Consider the following 20,791-nt stretch of genomic DNA (forward strand, 5'->3'; position numbering starts at 1 on the left):
TCAGGAGCCCGCCGTGTCAAAGATCTGGTTCATCAGCGGCAGCTCACGCGGGCTCGGACGCGCCATCACGGAAGCCGCACTTGCGGTGGGAGATCGTGTGGCGGCTACGGCCCGGGACACGAATCCGCTCGAACCGTTGCGTGAGCGCTTTGGAGAAAGACTGCGGCTCGCAACGCTCGACGTGACCGACGAGGCGGCCGCGCAAGCGGCCATCGGCCTCGCCGTGGCGGCATTCGGCGGCGTCGATGTGGTCGTGAACAATGCCGGCTATGGCGATCTCGGATCGGTCGAGGACACGAGCCTGGCCTCGTTCCGTCAGCAGATCGAGGTCAATCTGCTCGGCACCATCATCGTCACGAAGGCGGCGATCCCCGTGCTGCGCCGGCAGCGCCGCGGGCATATCGTGCAATTCTCATCCGTCGGCGGACGGATCGGAGCCCCGGCACGCGCGGCCTATTCGGCCGCGAAATGGGGTATCGAGGGCTTTTCGGAATCGCTGGCGCGCGAGATGGCGTTGATCGGCGTGCACGTGACGATCGTCGAACCCGGCGGCTTTCGTACGGGCTTTGCGCAGTCAGCGCATGCGACCGGCGAAGGGCGGGGGGAGTACGATGCCGTCGTTGGAGCGGCCGTCAGGATGCAGCGCGATTATGATGGCCGCCAGCCGGGCGATCCGGCGAAGGCCGCCGCACTTGTGCTGAAGCTCGTCGACATGGACAGCCCGCCGCTGCGGATCGCGCTCGGCAGCGACGCCGTGAACGCCATCGCGGCGACGGACCGGCAACGCCTCGACGAGCTCGAGAGGTGGCGCGCGCTCAGCATCTCGACCGACTACTGACCGCGTCTTACTCCGCCGCCACCATTTGCTGCGTGCGCCACTGTCCCAGCAGGGCGCGGAGCGAGGCCGGCTTCACCGGCTTGTTGAGCACCGCGATTTTTTCCTCGCGCGCAGCGACCTGCACCGCGGGGCTGCGGTCGGCGGTGATCAGGATCGCAGGGATGCCGTCGCCGAAGCGGCGGCGAATGTCGCGGATGGCGGCAATGCCGTTGCCGCGGTCGAGGTGATAATCGACCAGCAGGCCGGTGACACGGCGTCCCGCGCCTTCGATCGCGGCGATCGCGCCCTCGGGGTCGGCGACCGCGATCACCTCGGCGTCCCAGGCCTTCAGCAGCGTGCGCATGCCGTCGAGGATCGCCGCGTCGTTCTCGATGCAGACGATGAGGGCGCCCGAGATCGGCGTGCGCGCCAACGGCGTCGCGCTGGTCACGGCCGCGGTGTGGGTGACCGCCTTCGCCGTCGGCACCGTCACGGAGAAGACCGAGCCGCCGCCGACATTGGCGTCGATGGCGATGCCGTGGTTGAGCACGCGCGCGAGCCGCTCGACGATCGACAGGCCGAGGCCGAGGCCGCGGGCGATCCGCGCGCCCTGCTCGAGGCGGTGGAATTCCTTGAAGATCTCGCCGCGCTTCACCGGCGGAATGCCGACGCCGGTGTCGTAGACGCAGATCTTGAGCGAGGCGCCGCGGCGGCGGCAGCCGACCAGCACGCGTCCGCGCGGGGTGTATTTGATCGCGTTGGAGATCAGGTTTTGGAGCAGGCGCCGCAGCAACAGCCGATCGGACTCGACCGGCAGCGAGCAGGGCACGAAGGCGAGCTCGAGGTTCTTGGCGCGTGCGATCGGTGCAAACTCGATCTCCAGCGAGCGCATCAAATCGGCCATCTTGAAGCTCGATGTCGAGGTCGTCATCGCGCCGGCATCCAGCCGCGATATGTCGAGCAGTGCGCCGAGGATCTCCTCGATCGCCTGGAGCGATTCGTCGATGTTCTCGACCAGCCGCGTCTCCTCGCCGCTGTGCTGGCGCTCGACCAGGCTGGTGACATAGAGCCGCGCCGCGTTCAGGGGTTGGAGGATGTCGTGGCTGGCTGCCGCCAGGAAACGCGTCTTGGAGATGCTGGCATCCTCGGCCGCGCTCTTGGCCAGCGCCAGCTCGGAATTCAGCCGGGTCAGCTCCTCGGTGCGGTCGCGCACCCGCTTTTCGAGCGTCGCGTTGGCGCGCTCCAGCGCTTCGGCGGCCTCGAACGTGGGGGTGACATCGGTGAAGGTGATGACGAAGCCGCCGCCGGGCATGCGGTTGGTCAAGATCTCGATCACCATGTGGCGGTCGGGGAGGCGCTCGAGATAAGGCTCGCTGTCGGTGGTGTAAGCCGCGAGCCGCCGCTCCAGCATGGCTTCGCGCTCGACCGGATTGTCCGGCTCGCTCACACCCATGAATTCCAGGATTTCACGCAATGGCGTGCCGAACTGGATGAAATGCGGCGGCACGTTCAGGAGATCGCCGAACTGCCGGTTGGAGCAGATCAGCTGCAGGTCGGCGTCGAACACGGCGATGCCCTGGCGGACATGGTTGAGCGCGGTCTGGAGGATCTCGCGATTGAAATGCAGCGCGGCGTGGGAATCGTCGAGCAGTTTCAGCGCCGCTTTCGCCGAGACCGTCCGCTTGCGCAGCAGCAGCGACATCACGAGCCGCGAGGAGGCCGCGCCGATCGAAGAGGCGATCAGGTGCTCGGCGTGTTGCAGCAGCTCGAAATCGGCGGGCGCACCTGATTCCAGGCGCATATTGCGCCGTACCGAAAATGCCTCGAACGAATGCCGGGCGCGGTCGGGCCCGAGATATTGCGCGACCGTGGTCTGGATGTCCTGCACCGTGACGGTGGTGCGCCAGCGGCGGAAGTTCGGGGAGATCGGCGCGAGCGTGTTGGGTACGAACAGATCGGCTTGCACCAGCTCGATCGAGGATGGCCGCCGCGCCAGCGACAGCAGCACATAGGTCAGGATGTTCAGCGACAGCGACCAGATCACGCCGTGCATCAGCGGCGGCAGGTCGGCGCCGAACAGCGCCTGCGGCCGCAGCGCCTCGATCCCGAACGGGCCGTGCTGGAGCAGCAGGATGCCCGCCGTCGAGGAATCCATGAAGCTCGGGATGAACAGCGTGTAGAGCCACACCGCGAAGCCGACCAGCATGCCGCCGATGGCGCCGCGTGCGGTGGCGCGCCGCCACAACAGCCCGCCGAAGAAGCTTGGCGCGAGCTGGGCGATGGCGGCAAAGGAGAGCAGGCCGATCGCCGCGAGCTGGGTGTTGCCGAGCGCGCGGTAGTAGAAATAGGCCATCACCATGATGGCGAAGATCGCAAGGCGCCGCGAGCGCAGCAGGAAGTCGCTGAAATCGGCGCCGCCGGTGCGCCCCTCCGGTCGCCGCTGCAGCACCAGGGGCACCACGAGGTCGTTCGAGACCATGATGGAGAGCGCGACGCATTCGACGATCACCATCGCGGTCGCCGCCGACAGGCCGCCGACGAAAATGGCGACGCTGAGCAGCTCCCCGCCGCCCTCCATCGGCAGCGCCAGCACGTACATGTCGGGATCGGCCGCGCCGAACGGAAAGGTAACGAGGCCGGCGAGTGCGATCGGGATCACGAACAGATTGATGGCGACGAGATAGAGCGGAAACAGCCAGCGCGCGCGGCCGACCTCGGCATCCGAGGAGTTTTCGACCACGCTGACGTGAAACTGGCGCGGCAGCAGCATGATCGCGCAGAGTGACAGCAGCGTCATGGTGAGGAAGTTGCCGATCGACGGCGAATAGTTGATGGCGCGCACCGCCTCCGGCGTCTTCATGGCGCGCTCGATCAATTCGTGCGGCGAGAACATCCAGAAGGTGACGAAGATGCCGGCGGCGAGGAAGGCGATCAGCTTGATGATGGATTCGGTCGCGACTGCCAGCATCAGGCCGTGCTGGTGCTCGGTGGCGTCGGTCTGCCGTGTGCCGAACAGCACGGCGAAGGCCGCCATCGCCAGCGTCACCATCAGCGCCATGTCGCCGAGGATCGGGATGTGGGAGAACGCCTGGTCTTCGCTCAGAATGACTTCCAGCGAGGAGGCGACCGCCTTGAGCTGGAGTGCGATGTAGGGCACCGAACCGATGATCGCGATCAGAGCAACGGTGGCCGCCACTGCCTGGCTCTTGCCGTAACGCGCGCCGATGAAGTCGGCGGTCGAGGTGATGTTGTGGGCTTTGGCCAGCTGGATCACGCGGCGCAACACGCCCGTGCCGAGCCCGATCATCAGGATCGGACCGACATAGATCGCGAGGAAGTCGGTCGAGGTGCGCGTGGCGAAGCCGACCGAGCCGAAGAAGGTCCAGGAGGTGCAGTAGATCGCCAGCGACAGCGGATAGATCAGCCCGGACGCACGGCCGCGCCCGGCCGGCGAGCGGCGGTCGCCGTGGCTCGCCACCAGGAACAGAAAGCCGATATAGCCGAAGGCGGCAGCGATCACGCCCCAGTCGTGCAGCATGGCGAGCGCGCTTCTCCCTGGGCGCGAGGGCGCCCGAACTCATTTTCCCTGCAAATCTAGCGCGTTGGGCGGGCGCAAGCGACAGCGAAATGCCGTGCCGGGGCGGGAACTGGGGTTGTCGTTAAGGTGCGTTGTGGCTCACCGAGAGAGTCCCCGTGTGGCACCCCCCTCCCTGGCCCTCCCCGCAAGGGGGGAGGGAACGGAGAGAGCGTCGATTGTCGCGACAAGGACGAAACAGAGTTGGGTGGGAGATCAACGTGAGGCGCGCACAGCTGTCTCGCTCCCTCCCCCCTTGCGGGGGAGGGCTGGGGAGAGGGGTAGCCCCGGGCTCGACGAGAATTAGTCGGGAAGAGGGGAAGCCTACTCCGCCGCCAGCGACTTTTGCTTGAGCGGCAGACCCAGGCGGTCCCACACCTGCAAGAGCGCTTCGGCGAGCTGATCGATCAAGCCGTCGTCGTGATAAGGCGAGGGCGTGATGCGCAGGCGTTCGGTGCCCTTGGCCACCGTCGGATAGTTGATCGGCTGAATGTAGATGCCGTGCTGTTCCAGCAGCAGGTCGGACGCCTGCTTGCACTTCTCGGCATCGCCGATGAACAGCGGCACGATATGGGTGTCGCTCGACATCACCGGCAGGCCGGCGGCGTTGAGGATCGCCTTGACGCGGGCGGCGCGGTCCTGGTGGCGCTCGCGCTCCCAGCTCGACGTCTTCAGATGCTTGATCGCGGCGGTCGCGGCCGAGCAGATCGCCGGCGGCAGCGCGGTGGTGAAGATGAAGCCCGGCGCGTAGGAGCGCACGGCGTCGATGATCTGGCCGTTGGCGGCGATGTAGCCGCCGAGGCAGCCGAACGCCTTGGCCAGCGTGCCTTCGAGAATGTCGATGCGATGCATGACGCCGTCACGCTCGGCGATGCCGCCGCCACGCGGGCCGTACATGCCGACGGCATGGACCTCGTCGACATAGGTCATCGCGCCATATTTCTCGGCGAGATCGCAGATCTTGGCGAGCGGGGCGACGTCGCCGTCCATCGAATAGAGGCTCTCGCACGCGATCAGTTTCGGCCGGTTCGGACCTGCGGCCTGCAACTTCTCTTCGAGGTCGGCGAGGTCGTTGTGGCGGAACACGACGCGCTCGCAGCCGGACTGGCGGATGCCCTCGATCATCGAATTGTGGTTGAGCTCGTCCGACAGGATCAGGCAGTTCGGAATGAGCTTGGCGATGGTCGCGATGCCGGTCTGGTTCGAGACATAGCCCGAGGTGAACAGCAGCGACGCTTCCTTGCCGTGGAGATCGGCGAGCTCGGCCTCGAGCTGCACCAGCGGATGATGCGTGCCGGCGATGTTGCGGGTGCCGCCCGCGCCGGTGCCGACGCGGGTTGCGGTTTCGACCATGGCGCCGACCACCTTCGGGTGCTGGCCCATGCCGAGATAATCGTTGGAGCACCAGATCACGACGTCGCGCTTGCCCTTGGGCGAGTGCCAGAGCGCATGCGGGAACCGGCCGGCGATGCGTTCGAGATCGGCGAACACGCGGTAGCGCCGCTCGGTGTGGAGACGATCGAGGGCGGTATTGAAGAACTGGGCGTAATCCATCGGCAAAACCTAAGACGGAACTGACCAAAAGGGCCGCATCTTCTTAGAGCTTTTCCAGCTCTAGAGTCTATGCGCTATCCCACATTTGGGTGTGAGGGGCATTTGGGCAAAATGCCCTATCGTGCGATTTGAAACTTGATCCCGATCAAGCCGCTCACGGTCTTGTGTAATGTTGCTGTGCGGTAGGCACCGCGAGGGGCCGGTGTGACCGCCTCGGCCCGGCTGCGGGACCTCGGCCGGCCCCGGGCCGACAAACGGTTCGGTCGATAGCTTTTGAAAGGACCCTCCATGAAGCGCGTGATGATCCTCAACGGTCCCAACCTCAACATGCTCGGCATCCGCGAGCCGCACATCTACGGCACCACGACGCTCGCGGAGGTCAATGCGAGCTGCGAGGAAGCGGCCGCCAAGCTCGGGCTCAAGCTCGCCTTCCACCAGTCCAACCATGAAGGCGTGCTGGTCGATCTGATCCAGTCGGCGCGACAGGATGCCGATGCCATCGTCATCAATCCGGCCGGCCTCTCCTTCACCTCGGTCTCGATCATGGACGCGATCAAGACGTTCGAAGGCCCGGTGCTAGAGGTCCACATCTCCAACATCCACGCCCGCGACGAATATCACCGGCATTCGAAGATCTCGTTCGTGGCGACCGGTGTGATCTGCGGGCTCGGCCCGTTCGGCTACGTCGCGGCGCTGCACGCGATCGCGAATATGAAGTGAGCTGGTAGTCGCGGCGGAGGTCTGCTCCCTCTCCCCGCAGGCGGGGAGAGGCGAAAAACTCACGTCGTCCGGAACTGGAGCACGCCGTCCTTCGTCTCCGCCGTCAGCCGGCCCTCGACGATCATGTAATTGACGTGGGCAACGAGTTCGCCGGCGGCAAAGCCCATCTGGTGCTCGTCCAGCACGTGCTTGTTGAACACGACAGGTACCAGGGCGCGCGAGGTCTGCGGCACCTCGCGGCAGGCTTCCGCGATCAGGCTGCAGCGCTCCTCGTGGTGGTCGGCGAGCTGCTTGATGCGGGTCTTCAGACCGTAGAACGGCACGCCGTGGCCGGGGAGCACCAGCAGATCGTAGGGCAGGGTGGTGGTCAGGCTCGCGAGCGAGGCCAGATATTCCCCGAGCGAGTTCTGGTCGGGTTCGACAGCCCAGACGCTGACATTGGGCGAGATCCTGCTCAGCACCTGGTCGGCGGAGAGGAACAGCTTGTCGTCGGCGCAATACAGCATCACCTGGTCGAGCGCATGCCCGCCGCCGGTGATCACCTTGAAGCGGCGGGCGCCGATCACGACCTCGTCGCCATGCGAGATGCGGCGGTAGGACGGCGGCAGCACCGAGACGCGCTTGAGATAATCCTGGCCGCGGCCGAGCAGCTTTTCGGTGAGCGATTCGTCCATGCCGTGGCGGCGGAAGAACAGCCGCTGGGCTTCGCGCCGCTCCTCGGTGCCGCGGTTCTGGTGGTAGACCGATTGCAGATATTCGACCTGCGACATCACCAGCGGGCAGTTGAACCGCTCGACGATCCAGCCCGCGAGGCCGACGTGATCGGGGTGCGAATGCGTCACGATCAGGCGCGTGATGTTGACGCCCTTCAGCGGCCCCTCGAACAGTCTGGTCCAGGCCTCGATCGTTTCCTCGTTGCCGAAGCCGGCATCGACCATGGCATAGCCGTCGCCGTCGGCGAGCAGGTAGATGTTCACGTGGTTGAGGCGGAACGGCAGTTTCAGGCGCGCCCACAACACGCCGGGACGCACCTCGACGATCTCTTCGGGGCCGGGATGCTGTTCCCAGGGATAGCGCAGGGCCTCGGCCGAGGACTGCACGGTGTCGGTTTTCGGGTTCATGCTACCGGCTTAAACCCGCCGCGCGCGGGGCGCCAGCCGAAAAAGGCCGGGCCGTGGTCTCCGCATGGCGGTCATACCCGCAGTTTTCCGTAGCCCGGATGGAGCGAAGCGAAATCCGGGGCCTTCGCGCTTGTGGCACGATCCCCGGATTACGCTTCGCTCCATCCGGGCTACGGGGATACGGGCCGGCGGCTTACGCCGCCCGCATATTGTTGAGGAATGCGTCGATCTCTCCGCGCAGCATGTCGGCTTCGCGGCGGAGCGCGTCGGAGGCGCCCAGCACTTCGCTCGCCGCCGCGCCGGCTTCGGCCGAAGCCGTGGAGACGCCGATGATGTTGCTGGAGACCTCGCTGGTGCCGCCGGCGGCATGCTGGATGTTGCGGGCGATTTCACGGGTGGCTGCGCCCTGTTCCTCGACCGCGGCGGCGATCGTCGTCGTCACGTCGTTGATCTCGCCGATGATGCGGCCGATGCCCTGGATGGCGCCCACCGCCGAGGTGGTGACTTGCTGCATGCTGGCGATCTGGGTGCGGATCTCTTCCGTCGCCTTGGCGGTCTGGCTCGCGAGGCTCTTCACCTCGGAGGCGACCACCGCGAAGCCGCGGCCGGCTTCGCCCGCGCGCGCCGCCTCGATGGTGGCGTTGAGCGCGAGCAGGTTGGTTTGCGAGGCGATGGTCTGAATCAGGTCGACCACGACGCTGATGCGGCTGGCGCTGTCGGCAAGGCTCTGCACCGTGGTGTCGGTGGCGCCGGCCTCGTCGACCGCCTTCCTGGCGATCGCGGCCGAGGTCACGACCTGCTTGCTGATCTCCTCGATCGAGGACGACAGCTGCTCGGTGCCTGATGACACGGTCTGCACGTTGACCGAGGTCTCCTCGGCAGCGGAGGCGACCGCGTTCACCAGCGCGTTGGACTGGTCGGCGGTGTTCGACATGCTCTGCGCGGTGGACTGCATCGAATTGGCCGACTGCGCGAGATTGTCGAGCGCGCTGCGTACCGCGCCCTCGAACTCGGCGATCTTCGCTTCCATGCGCGCGGCACGCTCGGCCTTGGCGACGCGATCCTTGTCCTGCTCGCTCGACATCGCGCGGGCCTCGATCATGCTCTCGCGGAACACCTGCAGCGTGTTCGCCATCACCGAGATTTCGTCATTGTGGTGCTTCGAGCGGTAGATCTCGGTCTCGAGGTCGCGGTTCGCGAGCAGCTGCATCGACTGTTGCAGGGCGCCGATCCGGCGCAGGATGTTGCGGCCGACATAGAGCCAGACGAACAGCGCCGAGCCGACCAGCATCAGCGCCCCCAGCGCCAGCATCGCGGTGGTGGCGAGCGAGATCTCCTGGCGCGCCTGGAAGGTCGACGCGTTGGTCTCCTTCTGCACGCCGTCGACGAGCTGCTGCACGCTGATGCCGAGACCGACATTGAGCTTGCGGGTCTCGTCCAGAATGGTCTGGCCGTAGTCGATGGCGTCGAGCTCCTTCTGGCGGATCTTGAACACGCCGGTCTTGCCCTCGCCGAAGCCGAACAGCTTCTGCACAGCGTCGCGCACCGTCTGCATCGAGGGCATGTTCGGGAGGTCTTCGAGGTTCGACTTGACGCGGTCGCGCGTCGCCTTGAACTCCTTCTCGATCGCCTCCAGCGTGTCGCTGTTGTTGGCCGACAGCGCCGCCATCATGTCGGCGGCCATCAGATTGCCGTTGGTGGAGATTGTCGCGACCTGGGAGACGGTGCGGGCAGCCTCAGTCGCATCATCTGCGGAAACTTCCGCCGCGCCGAGGATCGCGTTCAGGCGCGTCTGTGCGTCCAGCATCGCAGGACCGGCCGCGCCGACGAAGGTGAGCTGGGCCTTGCGCAACGCCTCATACTGCTTGTCATGCAGCGCGCCGGTCTCGAGCCGCTCGCGCGCGGCCGACACCAGGCTCTGGGTCGCCTCGTCGATGCTCTTGGCGGTGTCGCGCAGCGCCGTTGCGATCTGCTTGTCGGCGCCGAGCTCGATGATCTCGCCGAGCTTGGCCATGGCGAGCTGCTGGATGTCCTTCACGCTCTTGGTGCGTTCCTTCAGCGCCTCGTCGGAGGGCGATGCCAGCAGGCCCGGGCCTTGCGCCGCGAGCGTCGCGCTTTGCGAGGCGAGCTGCAGGCTGGCGGAGAGGCGCGGGATGTCGCGGCCGCTCAGATCCATCATGGTCGCGCCGAGGTGATTGAAGACGAAGCCGGCGCCGGCTGCGATCACGAGACCCATGCCCGCGATCAATGCGAAAGCGGCGAACAGGCTGCCGCGCACGCCCCACCTTGGCATCTTGAAACGAGGCTTGAGACGGCCAAGGACACGGCCAGCACCCAGACGGATCGCCATCGAACTTCCCCCACGCGTGATCTTTATATTTTCGCCGCGGAGTATCCTTCGGCCGGGTTAAAAAATCGCAAGTTGCACAATTGGTTGCGCTGTTCCGCACAGCGAAAAAAGAAAGGGCCGGCAGAGTTGCCGGCCCTTGATCATGAAGAGATTTTTGAGGCGCGATCAGTAGCGCGCGACCGCCGAATTGGCCCAGTTGAAGCGGTAGTTGACGCCGGCCTTGATGGTGTGGTCGTCGGTGGTGAAGCTGCCGGTGCCCGCCAGCGGACCGCCGGTGAAGCTCGCGTCGCCGAAATTGTAGTACTGGTACTCGGCCTTGGCCGACCAGTTCGGGGCGAACATGTATTCGAGGCCGGCGCCGACGGTGTAGCCGTTGCGGTGATCGCCGGTGATGAGGAAGGCGGTCGGCACGCCGCCGACGGTCACCTTCTCGTTGTTGTCGGAGAAGGCGTAGCCGCCCTTCACGTAGAGCAGGCCCGGACCCCAGGTGTAGCCAACGCGGCCGGTGATAGAACCGAGACCACGCTGGTCGTTGGTGTAGGCGATGCCGCCCGGAAACACAGCGCCGACGCTGCCGGAAAGCCAGGAATACTGGCCTTCGACGCCGACCACGAAGCTCGGGTTGAACTGCCAGTCCGCACCGACCTGCACGCCGCCGAGGAAACGGCCGTTGCCGTTGTTGCCGGTCGAGAGGCCATTGAAATTGTTGTCGCTGGAGAACGCGCCGCCGACATGGCCGCCGATATAGAAGCCTGTCCAATTGTAGATCGGCGCGGCATAGGCCGGCGCGGGCGCCTTGTAATAGTTGCGGTTGCCGAGATCGGCGCCGATGGCCGGCGCGGCAGCGCCCACCACGAGCAGGGCAACGGTCGCAAACAAAATCTTCTTCATCGTCTTGAACTCCAGCACTTTGGTCCCCGGCAGGCGCGCTGTCCGCGCCGTCGTTGGTTTTGCAGATAGCTCGCTTTTGACGAAAATGCTGTCACATGCATGGCACAACGACAGCCAACCTAACTTATTGGGCTACAAATGATTTTCGTGCTTAATGCCGGCTTAAGAAGTGGTGAAGGAAGGCTTAACTTCGCAGGTGTCGGGTAACTTGCGCGCGTCTCTCGTTAACCAAGTCGCCGCCGCGCCTCGTCGCGCATCTGCTCGCGGAAGGCCGCGCGCCTTGCGGGCCGGTCCTCCTCGCGGACGTCGTGGCGATCGAAGACGTCGAACTTCTCCATGATCGGATAGCGCTCGCTCGCCATCGCGAGCACGCGCAGCACCTTGGTCGCGGACGGCGTCGGCCCGCTTACCTCCCAGCGCCGGATGGTATCGGCGCCGCCCTTCTCCGGCAGTCCGCAAAGCTTGGCCATGTCGGCCGCGGTGAGCTTGCGCTCGAGCGCGTCGGAAAGGTCGTTGCGGAGCCGCTTCAGTTCGGGGCCGGTCATGCTGTTTGCGTCCAGGAAGTCACCGAAGCCAATGCACTAGCGCTGATTCGGGTCCATCCGAAGGCGGGTGGTCGTGATAGTGTGTCCGTGCCGGTCGAGCATCAGCGAGGCGAAATCGCATGCCTGTGTTCAAGCTGCCCCTGTCGGGGGATGTCGTCCAGTCCATTTATCCGTCGTTCTTCAGTCCCACCGGCGGCCAGTTCGGCCTCGTCAACATCACGGTGGGACAATCCTCGGCGCCAGATGTCGAGAAGGACGTGCTGTCGGATGTCGCCGGTTACGGCAAGCAGATCGGACAGATCGCGGACGCGCTGCTGGCCGTGGTCGAGCATCTGGAGTCGCGGCCCGACCACGCGCTCGCTGACGATCCGGCGATCGCCGCCTTCAAGGAGCTGATGCACTCAGTCGCGACAGTTAAGGAGCGACATGGCCGCAAGGCGTGTCGCCCGAAGCGACGATGACCACGGCAGCGGTGTCTGGGTCAGGCACATTCGGGCGTGCACGAAGTTATGAACGGGTGCCCGTGGAAATTCCGCGTTGAATGAACACATGGCACAGTGGGCTCGCAGCCAATGAAGGGAACCCACATGACAAGCATCAAACCCGCCATTGCCGCACTTATCACTGTCGGACTGCTTGCCGCGCCCTTCGCAGCCGAAGCGAAGAAGGCCCGGCCGAGCCGGCATCACTACAGCACGGGCGTGGTGGCCCCGACCTATGGCGCCGCCGCATTGCCGGTCGCGCAGCCCAGGACCTCCTACGGGTCGTCCGGACAGACGGTCGGGACGGTCACGGCGCCCTCGATCGGATCGTACAATTGGCCGTCGGTCGGCGTGACCAATGCGGTGCCGACCTGGAGCAACACCACGAGATAGAGGGCACGTCGCCAGGGCGCGCCGGTGACCGTCAACGCATGCCGGGCGCGAGGCCGGAGAGCAGGTAGAGCGCGACCAGCAATGTCGCGACCGACAGCATCGTCGTGACCGAGACGGTGGCCGCGACCAGCTTCTCCTCGACCTTGTGCTCGTGTGCCAGCACATAGACGGTCTTCGCCGTCGGCACGGCCGCGCATATGACGGCGGCGATCGTGTAGAGCGGATTGAGGCCAGTCAGCACGCAAAGCCCGTAGACGATCAGCGGCATCACCACCAGCTTCACGGTCGCGAGCGCGAACGATGCCTTCAGGTTGGATCGCAGACCGTCGACCGACAGGCCAAGCCCGATGGCAAACAGCGCGCAGGGCGTGAGTGCGGCGGCAATGATGTTCAGATAGGCCGCGACCGGCGCCGGAATCGGCAAGCCCGTGATCGCCCAGACGAGACCGATGAGCGTCGACAGAACCATCGGATTGAGCAGGATCTGCTTCACCAGCCCGCTGGCATGCACAGGGCCGCGCACGTCCCTTTCCAGCAGGATGACCGTGAGCGGAAACATCACGCCGGCGACGAACACCGTCGCCACCGCGGCGGGCAAGACGGCGGGCTGGCCGTAGATCGCGTGCAGGATCGGGAGCGCCACGAAGCCGGTATTGGTCATGGCCGCCGCCATGCCATGGATCGTGCTGCTGGCGAGGTCGTGCTTGCCGCCCGCGCGGACGGCCAGGAACACCAGTGCGAAGCAGAGGAGGGAGCCGCCTCCGAACGCGAGCAGGAAGCGCCATTCCAGCAGGTTGCGCGCCGGCTCCTGGGCGATCGTGACGATCAGCAGCGCCGGCATCGCCACGTTGTAGGCAAAATGCACCAGCGCGTCCGCAAGCGAGCGGGAGAGATAACCTGATACACCGGCAAGCCAGCCGGTGACGATGATTGCGAACACGGGAAGAACGAGGCTGGCGACCTCCATCCGGCGTCCCCCTCTGCCAAGCAGCGACGCCACTCTAGCCTGGCGATGCACGCTCGTCACGGTTCAACTGGATGGCGCCGTCCTCGATCAGGCGGCCTGTGGCCTCAGGCGCCTCTGCCGGTCTGTTGACCGAACACGCAGCGCCATCCAGCCAGGCGTTCGGCCGGATGCTGGTTCATCCATTCAGCGAGCTGCGGCGCGCCCATCAGGCAGGACTGCATCGAGACGTTGGCGAAGTCCGAGGTGGTGACGATCTGCTCGTGACAATTCCCCGGAGAGGAGAGGCTGCAGAGCACCGCGATGATCTTGATCACGCCAGATTTCCCACGTCTCCGTTGGCCGCGCGGCCGATCGTCGCCTTGTCCTGCTGCTCGCTCGGATCAGCAGGCGGAAAAATGCTGTCGTAGATCGCGCGTGCCTCCTGAATGAGGCGAGCGCGCTCGCGCTCGGATTTCGAGACAAACTGAATAACCTGGCCCATATCGGCTCCAATGGATCGGAAATCCATCATCAGATGATGGAAATCATTCCATGCGAATCTGGGGTGCCGACTTCGGCTTTGCAGCTGTGCAGGCGGTCACGAAGGATAAAAAGCCCGTGACCGTTCCGTTCCTGCGCGGAACGGAATACCGGACCGATGTGCCGACCTCGCGCCACCGACCCGCGCTCCCGTGACTGACGCCATCGGCGCACGCAATTCATGCGTGCAAGCTTGGGGCAGCAGGAGTTCGCCCCCGGCGAGTTGAGGTTGCCGCGCGTGCGTCCCTGTCCGGCTGGAGCCGCTTGTGGTGGCATCGTGACAGAGTGTTGAGATCCACTGCATGCCCTGTTGCGGCACGTTTTCGCGCACGCGGAGTTGTAAGGTTGCTCAGTGCAGCGGTTCGACAACCGAATGGCTGACGCGACTGAGCGACCGCGATCGAAAGGATCACCCATGACAAGGATGAGACGCTCCCTTGCTACACTTATCGCTCTCGGATTGGCGGCAGCGCCATTCGCTGTCAGCGCGCAGACGTCGGGGACGAGCACACAAGGCCGCACGAGCGGAAGCTCCGGAGCACCGGCACAGCAGGGTGCGACTTATGGAAGCTCCGGACAGACAGTCGGGACCGTTACGGCGCCGTCGGTCGGAACGTCTAACCAACCTTCGGTCGGCGTGACCAACTCGGTCCCGACCTGGAAGAACACCAACCCTCCGGCCAAGTAGCGACCGCGATCGGCCGACCCACGCCGCCGGCGCGCGCGCTCTTTCCGCCCGGGCACCGCCGCCAGCAATTCGCGCGTATAGGCGTGCTCCGGCGCGGCGAACAGCTGCGCGGTCGGCTTCAACTCGACAATGGCGCCGCGCTGCATGACCGCGATGCGGTCGCAGATTTGCGCGGCGACGCGCAAATCGTGCCGTTTCGAACACGTATTGCGTCGTTCGATCGGGGCCGCCTCAAAGTTCGGCGAACCCACCATCGACCACCAATTCCGATCCGAGCATGTAGCTCGAGGCATCGCTGGCAAGGAACAGCACCGCAGCGGCAATTTCGTCGGCCCTCCCGAGTCGGCCGATCGGAATCAGTTTGCTGACGCCTGCGAGATAGTCGCGAAACTCGGCTTCGGTCTGCCCGGGATGTTCGGATTGACCGACGCCGCGAAGGATGGGCGTCTCGATGAGACCCGGACTGACCGCGTTGACGCGAATGCGTCGGCCAAGCAGCTCCGCCGACAGGGTACGAGCGAACGAGCGGACCGCGGCCTTCGAGGCCGAAAGGATGGCGCGCCCCGGCACGCCAACCTGATTCAACCAGGCCGTATTCACGATGATGGAGCCGCCCTCACGCATGACCGGTTCGATTGCCTGGATCGAGAAGAACACGGATTTGACGTTCGTATTCATGAGCCCGTCGTATTGTGCTTCGTCGGTCGTCGCCAGCGGCGTGACATAGGCGACACCCGCGTTGGCGAAGAAGATGTCGAGCGTGCCGAACGCCTGTCGCACATCCGAAGCCATCTTCCGGAGAGCCTCGCGCGAACGCACGTCGGTCTGAAATGTCACCACGTCGTCCCCGATGATCCGGCGTGCCCGATCGAGAGCATCCGGCTCGCGTCCCGAAATAGCGATTCGCGCGCCGTTGTCGTGCAGCAGCTTCGCGGTCGCGAGGCCGATGCCCGAAGTTCCGCCGGTAATGAGCGCCGTCTTTCCATGAAGCATGGAGTCCTCCTTGTCGGTCAGGTCCAATCGATCTGGCATGAGCGGCATCTGGCTAGTTGTTGCTCTTTTCGGCGCGGCTCTGCTTGTCGTGACCGCCGTGACTCATTGCGTCGTGTTTGGGCACGGTGAATGTCAGCGTCACGACCTGCCCGGGGAAGACATTGTGGTCAGCGTCGACCAGCGCGATCTTCACCTTGTGCGGGCCGGCAGGCAGCCCGGCAATGTCCACCGTATTGTTGTCGCTCGCATCCGCCCACCACCAGGGCAGGTCGTCGACGGTTATGTGCAGATGCCCGACGCGAGGCGAGACCTGGCGGGCACCTGCGCCGAACACTTGCATGATGCGCAGGTTTTCCACGCGGTACTGCGCCCAGAAGACACCCTGCGCCAGCGCCTCTGGCACCGGGGGATCCACGATCAGCTTGGGCGCGGGTTCGTTTTCGATCGCGATATAGGGCGAGGCGCCGCGGATCTCCCGGGCGGTCTGGGCGAAGGCGCTCGTGGCAAGCACGACACCAGCCGCAACCGCGCCGGCCGCAAGCGTTTTGATGAGAGGCATGGCAAAGTCTCCTTTGACGAGTTCAGGACCGCAGTCCTTCGGATCAGTTTGCGAACTGGCCGGAAGGGTCACGCCGCGCGCGACATGGCATGCGGCTGGATCAATCGAGCGGCGGAGCGACCTCACGCCGCTTGCACGTCGCAATCTGAGACCTCGCCAAACCGTCCACTAGCTGGCAAAATCGGGAAATACTGTCCAAGATTTTGGTCAATGCCGACATGGACGCAGTCACGGTCTTCGTGAAAGTCGTGGAAGCTGGAAGTTTCGCGGCCGCCGCGAGACGCTTGGGCATGCCCAAGACGACGGTGAGCGCCAAGGTCGCGGGACTGGAAAAGCGCCTCGGTGTCAACCTGATCCAGCGCACGACCCGCAAACTGCGCATGACCGACGCAGGCGAGATCTACTTCCATCACTGCGCTGTCGCGGCTCGCGAAATCGAGCTGGGCGAAGCCGCACTCCAGTCGGCAAAGGTGAAGCCCTCCGGAGTTCTCAAGGTGACGGCGCCGGTCGACCTGGGACATGCTCTTCTCCCGCGCATCGCACGGGCCTACACGGTGAAACATCCGGACGTGTCGCTCGAACTCTTGCTCACGAACCGGGTCGTTGATCTGGTGGAGGAAGGTGTCGACCTTGCCATTCGCTGGGCAGGCGCGTTGAAGGACTCCTCGCTCATCGCTCGACGCTTCATCGAAACAAACTCCAACCTGTGGGCGTCGCCGAAATATTTGAAGGGGCTAGGGAAGCCCATTCACCCGCGCGACCTCGCAAATGCGGCGTTCTTGGCCCATCCCGTTCTGAAGACAGTCTTGCTCACGAACGGGAAGTCGGATTTCGAGCTTCAGTTGAACGGGCGGATCTTCGTTGACGACCTGGAGGTCGTCACGAGCCTGATCTTGCTGGGAGACGGCATCGCATGGCTGCCCGACTTCCTGGTCAGGGACGCGGTGGCAGTCGGGAAGCTCGTGCCCGTCCTGCCGCAATGGCGGCCCAAGAAGCACCAGAATTGGACTTACCACTTCGTCTATCCCGGTCGCCGGTACACCTTGCCGAAGGTGGAGAGCTTCATCCAAACGGCACTGAGCCAGGTTTAGCGGGACGAGCGTGCGACCGATGATTGCTCACGCCGCCGGCGCGCGCTCTTTCCGCCCGGGCACCGCCGCAAGCAATTCGCGCGTATAGGCGTGCTCCGGCGCGGCGAACAGTTGCGCGGTCGGCTTCAACTCGACGATGGCGCCCCGCTGCATCACCGCGATGCGGTCGCAGATCTGCGCTGCGACGCGCAGATCGTGGGTGATGAACAGCATCGAGAGGCCGAGGCGCGCCTTGAGGTCTTCGAGCAGTCGCAGCACCTGCGCCTGCACGGAGACGTCGAGCGCGGAGACGGCTTCGTCGGCGACGATGATCTCGGGTTCGAGCGCGAGCGCGCGCGCGATGCCGATGCGCTGACGCTGGCCGCCGGAGAATTCGTGCGGGTAGCGGTCGAGCGCGCCAGCGTCGAGGCCGACCATCTTGAGCAGATCGCGGGCGCGGTCGAACGCCACCTTCGGATCGGTCCCGGCGGCGATCGGACCGTCGGCGATGATGTGGCCGACCTTGCGGCGCGGATTGAGCGAAGCGAACGGATCCTGAAAGATCATCTGGATGCGATGGCGCTCGGCGCGCAACGCCTTGCCCGACAGCGAAGTGAGATCGGTCTCGCCGATCCGCACCGTGCCGCGGTCGGCTTCGATCAGTCGCATCACCAGCCGCGCCACCGACGATTTGCCGGAGCCGGATTCGCCGACGAGGCCGAGCGTCTCGCCCTTGAGAATGTTGAAGTTGACCTCGCGCGCGGCATCGACGCGGCGGTCATCGCGAAACCAGCCGCCTGAGGTGACGTAGGTCTTGTCCAGCCCGATCACCTCAACGGCCCTGGCCTGGTCGTCGAGCGGGCTGCGCGCAGGCGGGTCCATCGACGGCACGGCGGCGAGCAGCGCCTTGGTGTAGTCGTGCTGCGGATTGTTGAAGACGGAGCTAGCGGGGCCTTCCTCGACGACCTTGCCGTGCCTGAGCACCACGACCTGGTCGGCGATGTCGGCGACCACGCCGAAATCATGGGTGATGAACATCACCGCCATGTTGCGGTTGCGCTGGAGGTTGCGGATCAGCTTCAGGATCTGCGCCTGCGTGGTGACGTCGAGCGCGGTGGTCGGCTCGTCCGCGACCAGCACTGCGGGCTCGAGCGCGAGCGCCATCGCGATCATGGCGCGCTGGCGCTGGCCGCCGGAGAGCTGGTGTGGATAGGCGCGGACAATGCGCTCGGGGTCGGGCAGGCCGACCTCGCGCGCCAGCGACAGCGCCTTCGCGCGCCGCTCCTTCGGCGTCAGCAGACCGTGGGCCTCGAACATCTCCGCCATCTGGTCGCCGATCCGCATCAACGGATTGAGCGCGGTCATCGGCTCCTGAAAAATCATCGCGAGCCGGCGGCCGCGCAAATCGCGCCAGCCGTCGTCGTCGAGCTTGAGCAGGTCGCGGCCTTCGAACTGGATCTCACCGGAGGTGACGGCGACCGTATCAGGCAACAGGCCCATCAGCGCATGCGCGCACATCGACTTGCCGGAGCCGGATTCGCCGACGACGCAGACGATCTTGCCGGGCCGCAAGTCGAGCGAAACGCCGTCGACGGCGAACGGACGCTCGGCGCCCTTGGGCAGCGCGATCCGCAGATTCTTGATCGAGACGGCGGGCGGGGCGGTCATCATCAGCGCCCCTCCCGCGACAGTCGCGGATTGAGCGCGTCGTTGAGGCCTTCGCCGATCAAATTGAGGCCGAGAACCGAGATCAGGATGGCGACACCGGGAAACACGGTGATCCACCAGGCCTGGCGGATCACGGTGCGGCCGGCGCCGACCATGTAGCCCCAGGAGATCAGATTGGGATCGCCGAGCCCGAGGAACGCCAGCGAGGATTCCAGCAGGATCGCGGTCGCCACCATCAGCGAGGCCAGCACGATCACCGGCGACAGCGCGTTGGGCAGGATCTCGCGCAGGATGATCCAGGTGTTGCTTTGGCCGGTGACGACGGCGGCCTGGACATATTCGCGCGTGCGCAGCGACAGCACCTCGCCGCGCACGAGGCGGGCGACCGGCGGCCAGCTCACCACCGCGATCGAGGCCACGATCGAATAGATCGAGGGCTGCAGGATCGCGACCAGCACGATCGCGAGCGCGAAGCTCGGAATGGTCTGGAAGAATTCGGTGAAACGCATCAGGGCGTCGTCGACCTTGCCGCCGAAATAGCCGGCCATGGCGCCGATGGGAACGCCGACGACCAGCGCGACCAGCGTGGAGACGAGGCCGACCAGCAGCGAGACGCGAGCGCCAAAGATCATGCCGGCGAACACGTCGCGGCCGAGTGCGTCGGTGCCGAGCGGCACGGTCGAGAGCGTGAACGGCGGCAGGAACGGCCGCTGCACCATCCGCCAGGGCGAATTCGGGAACAGCATCGGCCCGAACACCGCGATCGAGATCGCAAGGAGAAGAATGACGAGCCCGACGACGCCGCTCGGGCTCCTCAGCATCGATTTCCAGAACTGTTTCATGAGGCGAATTCGATGCGCGGGTCGACCAGGCGGTAGACGAGGTCGGTGATGAGATTGAAGATCAGCACCATGGCGGAGCAGATCACGAAGACGCCGAGCAGGAGGTTGTAGTCGCGCTGGAGCAGTGCGTCGTACATCAGGCGCCCGATGCCGGGCCAGGCGAACACGGTCTCGGTGATGACGGCGCCGCCGATCAGCGTGCCGGAATGCACACCGGCCAGCGTCACGACCGGCAGCAGCGCGTTGCGCAGCACGTGGCGGCGCTGGATCACGGCGTCGGAGAGGCCTTTCGCGCGCGCGGTCTTGACGAAGTCGAGGCGTTTCACTTCCAGCATCGACGCGCGCGTCATGCGGGTATAGGTCGCCATGAAGAACAGGCCGAGCGTCATCGCCGGCATGATCAGGTGCTTTGCGACGTCGACTGCGTGGGCAAGGCCGGTGAGGTTGGCGCCGACCGTCTCGTAACCAAAACTCGGCAGCCAATCCATGGTGACCGAGAACAGGAGGATCCCCATCAGCGCCACCCAGAAGATCGGCATGGCGTAGAAGATGAGGGCGAACACGGTGATGGCCGTGTCGAGAAATGTTCCGGCAAAGCGCGCGGCAAACGTGCCGAAGAGAACGCCGAGCATGAGCGATATCGCGAATGCCGTCAGCGTCAGCAGCAGCGTCGCCGGCAGCCGCTCGCCGATCAGCTTCGCGACCGGCGCCTGCTGGCGGAAGGAGAAGCCGAGGTCGAGCGTGACGACGCCCTTGACGTAGATAAAGAGCTGCTCGGGCAGCGGCTTGTCGAGGCCGAACTTTTCCCGGAGTTGCTTGACGAAGACCTGGTCACTGGCGCCGGCCTCGCCCGCCATCACGACCGCGGGGTCGCCGGGCGCAAGCCGGATCAGGAAGAAATTGAGGACGACGATCGCGAGCAGGACGATCACGCCCTTCACGATACGCTGAGTGACGAAGGAGAGCATATTAGAGAGTCATATCTTGTAGCGTGACCTGGAGCCACTGGGGCAGTGCGCTCCCTCGCCCCGCTCTTGC

General features: G+C 65.2%; 21 protein-coding genes and 1 pseudogene. 7 read left to right on the forward strand and 15 right to left on the reverse strand.

Features of this window, described 5'->3' with window-relative positions; translation table 11 throughout:
• Window positions 1-13: 13 nt before the first annotated feature.
• Complete coding sequence (locus OWC48_RS13585) at window positions 14-838, forward strand: SDR family NAD(P)-dependent oxidoreductase (RefSeq protein WP_282520436.1); 825 nt, start codon at window positions 14-16, stop codon at window positions 836-838.
• Window positions 839-845: 7 nt separating this feature from the next.
• On the opposite strand, the gene OWC48_RS13590 is transcribed toward OWC48_RS13585, so the two are convergent.
• Together OWC48_RS13590 and hemA are read right to left on the reverse strand one after the other, a co-directional pair.
• On the reverse strand, window positions 846-4,355 hold the full coding sequence (locus tag OWC48_RS13590; RefSeq protein ID WP_282520437.1) for a PAS domain-containing hybrid sensor histidine kinase/response regulator: 3,510 nt from the start codon (window positions 4,353-4,355) through the stop codon (window positions 846-848).
• A 360-nt stretch (window positions 4,356-4,715) separates the two neighbouring features.
• Entirely contained in the window at window positions 4,716-5,945 is a 1,230-nt protein-coding gene (gene hemA, locus OWC48_RS13595) for a 5-aminolevulinate synthase (RefSeq protein ID WP_282520438.1), read from the reverse strand.
• A gap of 288 nt (window positions 5,946-6,233) precedes the next feature.
• Between hemA and aroQ the strand changes: the two genes are divergently transcribed.
• Entirely contained in the window at window positions 6,234-6,665 is a 432-nt protein-coding gene (aroQ, locus tag OWC48_RS13600; RefSeq protein ID WP_212256176.1) for a type II 3-dehydroquinate dehydratase, read from the forward strand.
• Window positions 6,666-6,724: 59 nt separating this feature from the next.
• On the opposite strand, the gene OWC48_RS13605 is transcribed toward aroQ, so the two are convergent.
• From OWC48_RS13605 to OWC48_RS13620, 4 genes are all read right to left on the reverse strand, one after another.
• Window positions 6,725-7,786, reverse strand: coding sequence for an MBL fold metallo-hydrolase (locus OWC48_RS13605; RefSeq protein WP_282520439.1), 1,062 nt, complete (start codon window positions 7,784-7,786; stop codon window positions 6,725-6,727).
• 193 nt (window positions 7,787-7,979) lie between these two features.
• Complete coding sequence (locus OWC48_RS13610) at window positions 7,980-10,136, reverse strand: methyl-accepting chemotaxis protein (protein WP_282520440.1); 2,157 nt, start codon at window positions 10,134-10,136, stop codon at window positions 7,980-7,982.
• A gap of 165 nt (window positions 10,137-10,301) precedes the next feature.
• On the reverse strand, window positions 10,302-11,027 hold the full coding sequence (locus OWC48_RS13615) for an outer membrane protein (protein ID WP_282520441.1): 726 nt from the start codon (window positions 11,025-11,027) through the stop codon (window positions 10,302-10,304).
• A gap of 224 nt (window positions 11,028-11,251) precedes the next feature.
• Window positions 11,252-11,572 carry a hypothetical protein gene (locus tag OWC48_RS13620; RefSeq protein WP_282520442.1) on the reverse strand — a complete coding sequence of 107 codons (321 nt, stop codon included), beginning with the start codon at window positions 11,570-11,572 and terminating at the stop codon, window positions 11,252-11,254.
• Between the two features lie 119 nt (window positions 11,573-11,691).
• Here OWC48_RS13620 and OWC48_RS13625 point away from each other — a divergent pair, with 119 nt between their 5' ends.
• Both OWC48_RS13625 and OWC48_RS13630 read left to right on the forward strand, forming a co-directional pair.
• On the forward strand, window positions 11,692-12,033 hold the full coding sequence (locus OWC48_RS13625) for a hypothetical protein (RefSeq protein ID WP_282520443.1): 342 nt from the start codon (window positions 11,692-11,694) through the stop codon (window positions 12,031-12,033).
• A 126-nt stretch (window positions 12,034-12,159) separates the two neighbouring features.
• Window positions 12,160-12,447 carry a hypothetical protein gene (locus OWC48_RS13630; protein WP_282520444.1) on the forward strand — a complete coding sequence of 96 codons (288 nt, stop codon included), beginning with the start codon at window positions 12,160-12,162 and terminating at the stop codon, window positions 12,445-12,447.
• Between the two features lie 31 nt (window positions 12,448-12,478).
• On the opposite strand, the gene OWC48_RS13635 is transcribed toward OWC48_RS13630, so the two are convergent.
• The 3 genes from OWC48_RS13635 to OWC48_RS13645 form a co-directional block, all read right to left on the reverse strand.
• Complete coding sequence (locus OWC48_RS13635; RefSeq protein ID WP_282520445.1) at window positions 12,479-13,414, reverse strand: AEC family transporter; 936 nt, start codon at window positions 13,412-13,414, stop codon at window positions 12,479-12,481.
• Window positions 13,415-13,518: 104 nt separating this feature from the next.
• Window positions 13,519-13,728 (reverse strand): hypothetical protein, encoded by a 210-nt coding sequence (locus tag OWC48_RS13640; RefSeq protein ID WP_282520446.1) that lies wholly within the window; start codon window positions 13,726-13,728, stop codon window positions 13,519-13,521.
• Window positions 13,725-13,925, reverse strand: a complete 201-nt coding sequence (locus OWC48_RS13645) for a hypothetical protein (RefSeq protein ID WP_282520531.1) — start codon at window positions 13,923-13,925, stop codon at window positions 13,725-13,727. Before OWC48_RS13645 ends, OWC48_RS13640 begins: the two co-directional genes overlap by 4 nt.
• Window positions 13,926-13,945: 20 nt before the next feature.
• On the opposite strand from OWC48_RS13645, the gene OWC48_RS13650 reads away from it, so the two are divergent.
• The gene (locus OWC48_RS13650; RefSeq protein ID WP_282520447.1) at window positions 13,946-14,089 is read left to right on the forward strand and encodes a hypothetical protein; all 144 of its coding nucleotides are present in this window, start codon (window positions 13,946-13,948) and stop codon (window positions 14,087-14,089) included.
• A gap of 259 nt (window positions 14,090-14,348) precedes the next feature.
• Complete coding sequence (locus OWC48_RS13655) at window positions 14,349-14,621, forward strand: hypothetical protein (RefSeq protein ID WP_282520448.1); 273 nt, start codon at window positions 14,349-14,351, stop codon at window positions 14,619-14,621.
• A gap of 32 nt (window positions 14,622-14,653) precedes the next feature.
• Here the strand turns inward: OWC48_RS13655 and OWC48_RS13660 are convergent.
• The 3 genes and pseudogenes from OWC48_RS13660 to OWC48_RS13670 form a co-directional block, all read right to left on the reverse strand.
• Window positions 14,654-14,812: pseudogene (locus tag OWC48_RS13660) on the reverse strand (ABC transporter ATP-binding protein); the annotation flags it as partial.
• A 40-nt stretch (window positions 14,813-14,852) separates the two neighbouring features.
• The gene (locus OWC48_RS13665; RefSeq protein ID WP_282520525.1) at window positions 14,853-15,614 is read right to left on the reverse strand and encodes an SDR family oxidoreductase; all 762 of its coding nucleotides are present in this window, start codon (window positions 15,612-15,614) and stop codon (window positions 14,853-14,855) included.
• Window positions 15,615-15,666: 52 nt separating this feature from the next.
• On the reverse strand, window positions 15,667-16,173 hold the full coding sequence (locus OWC48_RS13670) for a DUF6130 family protein (RefSeq protein ID WP_282520449.1): 507 nt from the start codon (window positions 16,171-16,173) through the stop codon (window positions 15,667-15,669).
• Window positions 16,174-16,376: 203 nt separating this feature from the next.
• Between OWC48_RS13670 and OWC48_RS13675 the strand changes: the two genes are divergently transcribed.
• Window positions 16,377-17,264 (forward strand): LysR family transcriptional regulator, encoded by an 888-nt coding sequence (locus OWC48_RS13675; RefSeq protein WP_282520450.1) that lies wholly within the window; start codon window positions 16,377-16,379, stop codon window positions 17,262-17,264.
• Window positions 17,265-17,291: 27 nt separating this feature from the next.
• On the opposite strand, the gene OWC48_RS13680 is transcribed toward OWC48_RS13675, so the two are convergent.
• Genes OWC48_RS13680 through OWC48_RS13690 form a run of 3 tightly spaced genes read right to left on the reverse strand, consistent with a single transcriptional unit; the run spans window position 17,292 to window position 20,721 of the window.
• A complete protein-coding gene (locus tag OWC48_RS13680) occupies window positions 17,292-18,911 on the reverse strand; it encodes an ABC transporter ATP-binding protein (protein ID WP_282520526.1) in 1,620 nt (539 codons plus the stop codon).
• Window positions 18,912-18,913: 2 nt separating this feature from the next.
• A complete protein-coding gene (locus OWC48_RS13685) occupies window positions 18,914-19,753 on the reverse strand; it encodes an ABC transporter permease (RefSeq protein WP_282520451.1) in 840 nt (279 codons plus the stop codon).
• Window positions 19,750-20,721 (reverse strand): ABC transporter permease, encoded by a 972-nt coding sequence (locus OWC48_RS13690; protein WP_282520452.1) that lies wholly within the window; start codon window positions 20,719-20,721, stop codon window positions 19,750-19,752. Before OWC48_RS13690 ends, OWC48_RS13685 begins: the two co-directional genes overlap by 4 nt.
• Window positions 20,722-20,791: the final 70 nt, after the last annotated feature.

Origin of the sequence: Bradyrhizobium sp. Arg816 (assembly GCF_029989365.1) — a bacterium.
In the GTDB taxonomy this organism is placed as follows: Bacteria; Pseudomonadota; Alphaproteobacteria; order Rhizobiales; family Xanthobacteraceae; genus Bradyrhizobium.

Bases quoted from the DNA above. Each gene is read 5' to 3' on its own strand.
- OWC48_RS13590 (WP_282520437.1), bottom strand. From the start codon at position 4,355: ATGCTGCACGACTGGGGCGTGATCGCTGCCGCCTTCGGCTATATCGGC.
- hemA (WP_282520438.1), bottom strand. From the start codon at position 5,945: ATGGATTACGCCCAGTTCTTCAATACCGCCCTCGATCGTCTCCACACC.
- aroQ (WP_212256176.1), top strand. From the start codon at position 6,234: ATGAAGCGCGTGATGATCCTCAACGGTCCCAACCTCAACATGCTCGGC.
- OWC48_RS13605 (WP_282520439.1), bottom strand. From the start codon at position 7,786: ATGAACCCGAAAACCGACACCGTGCAGTCCTCGGCCGAGGCCCTGCGC.
- OWC48_RS13610 (WP_282520440.1), bottom strand. From the start codon at position 10,136: ATGGCGATCCGTCTGGGTGCTGGCCGTGTCCTTGGCCGTCTCAAGCCT.
- OWC48_RS13615 (WP_282520441.1), bottom strand. From the start codon at position 11,027: ATGAAGAAGATTTTGTTTGCGACCGTTGCCCTGCTCGTGGTGGGCGCT.
- OWC48_RS13620 (WP_282520442.1), bottom strand. From the start codon at position 11,572: ATGACCGGCCCCGAACTGAAGCGGCTCCGCAACGACCTTTCCGACGCG.
- OWC48_RS13625 (WP_282520443.1), top strand. From the start codon at position 11,692: ATGCCTGTGTTCAAGCTGCCCCTGTCGGGGGATGTCGTCCAGTCCATT.
- OWC48_RS13630 (WP_282520444.1), top strand. From the start codon at position 12,160: ATGACAAGCATCAAACCCGCCATTGCCGCACTTATCACTGTCGGACTG.
- OWC48_RS13635 (WP_282520445.1), bottom strand. From the start codon at position 13,414: ATGGAGGTCGCCAGCCTCGTTCTTCCCGTGTTCGCAATCATCGTCACC.
- OWC48_RS13645 (WP_282520531.1), bottom strand. From the start codon at position 13,925: ATGATGGATTTCCGATCCATTGGAGCCGATATGGGCCAGGTTATTCAG.
- OWC48_RS13650 (WP_282520447.1), top strand. From the start codon at position 13,946: ATGCGAATCTGGGGTGCCGACTTCGGCTTTGCAGCTGTGCAGGCGGTC.
- OWC48_RS13655 (WP_282520448.1), top strand. From the start codon at position 14,349: ATGACAAGGATGAGACGCTCCCTTGCTACACTTATCGCTCTCGGATTG.
- OWC48_RS13665 (WP_282520525.1), bottom strand. From the start codon at position 15,614: ATGCTTCATGGAAAGACGGCGCTCATTACCGGCGGAACTTCGGGCATC.
- OWC48_RS13670 (WP_282520449.1), bottom strand. From the start codon at position 16,173: ATGCCTCTCATCAAAACGCTTGCGGCCGGCGCGGTTGCGGCTGGTGTC.
- OWC48_RS13680 (WP_282520526.1), bottom strand. From the start codon at position 18,911: ATGACCGCCCCGCCCGCCGTCTCGATCAAGAATCTGCGGATCGCGCTG.
- OWC48_RS13685 (WP_282520451.1), bottom strand. From the start codon at position 19,753: ATGAAACAGTTCTGGAAATCGATGCTGAGGAGCCCGAGCGGCGTCGTC.
- OWC48_RS13690 (WP_282520452.1), bottom strand. From the start codon at position 20,721: ATGCTCTCCTTCGTCACTCAGCGTATCGTGAAGGGCGTGATCGTCCTG.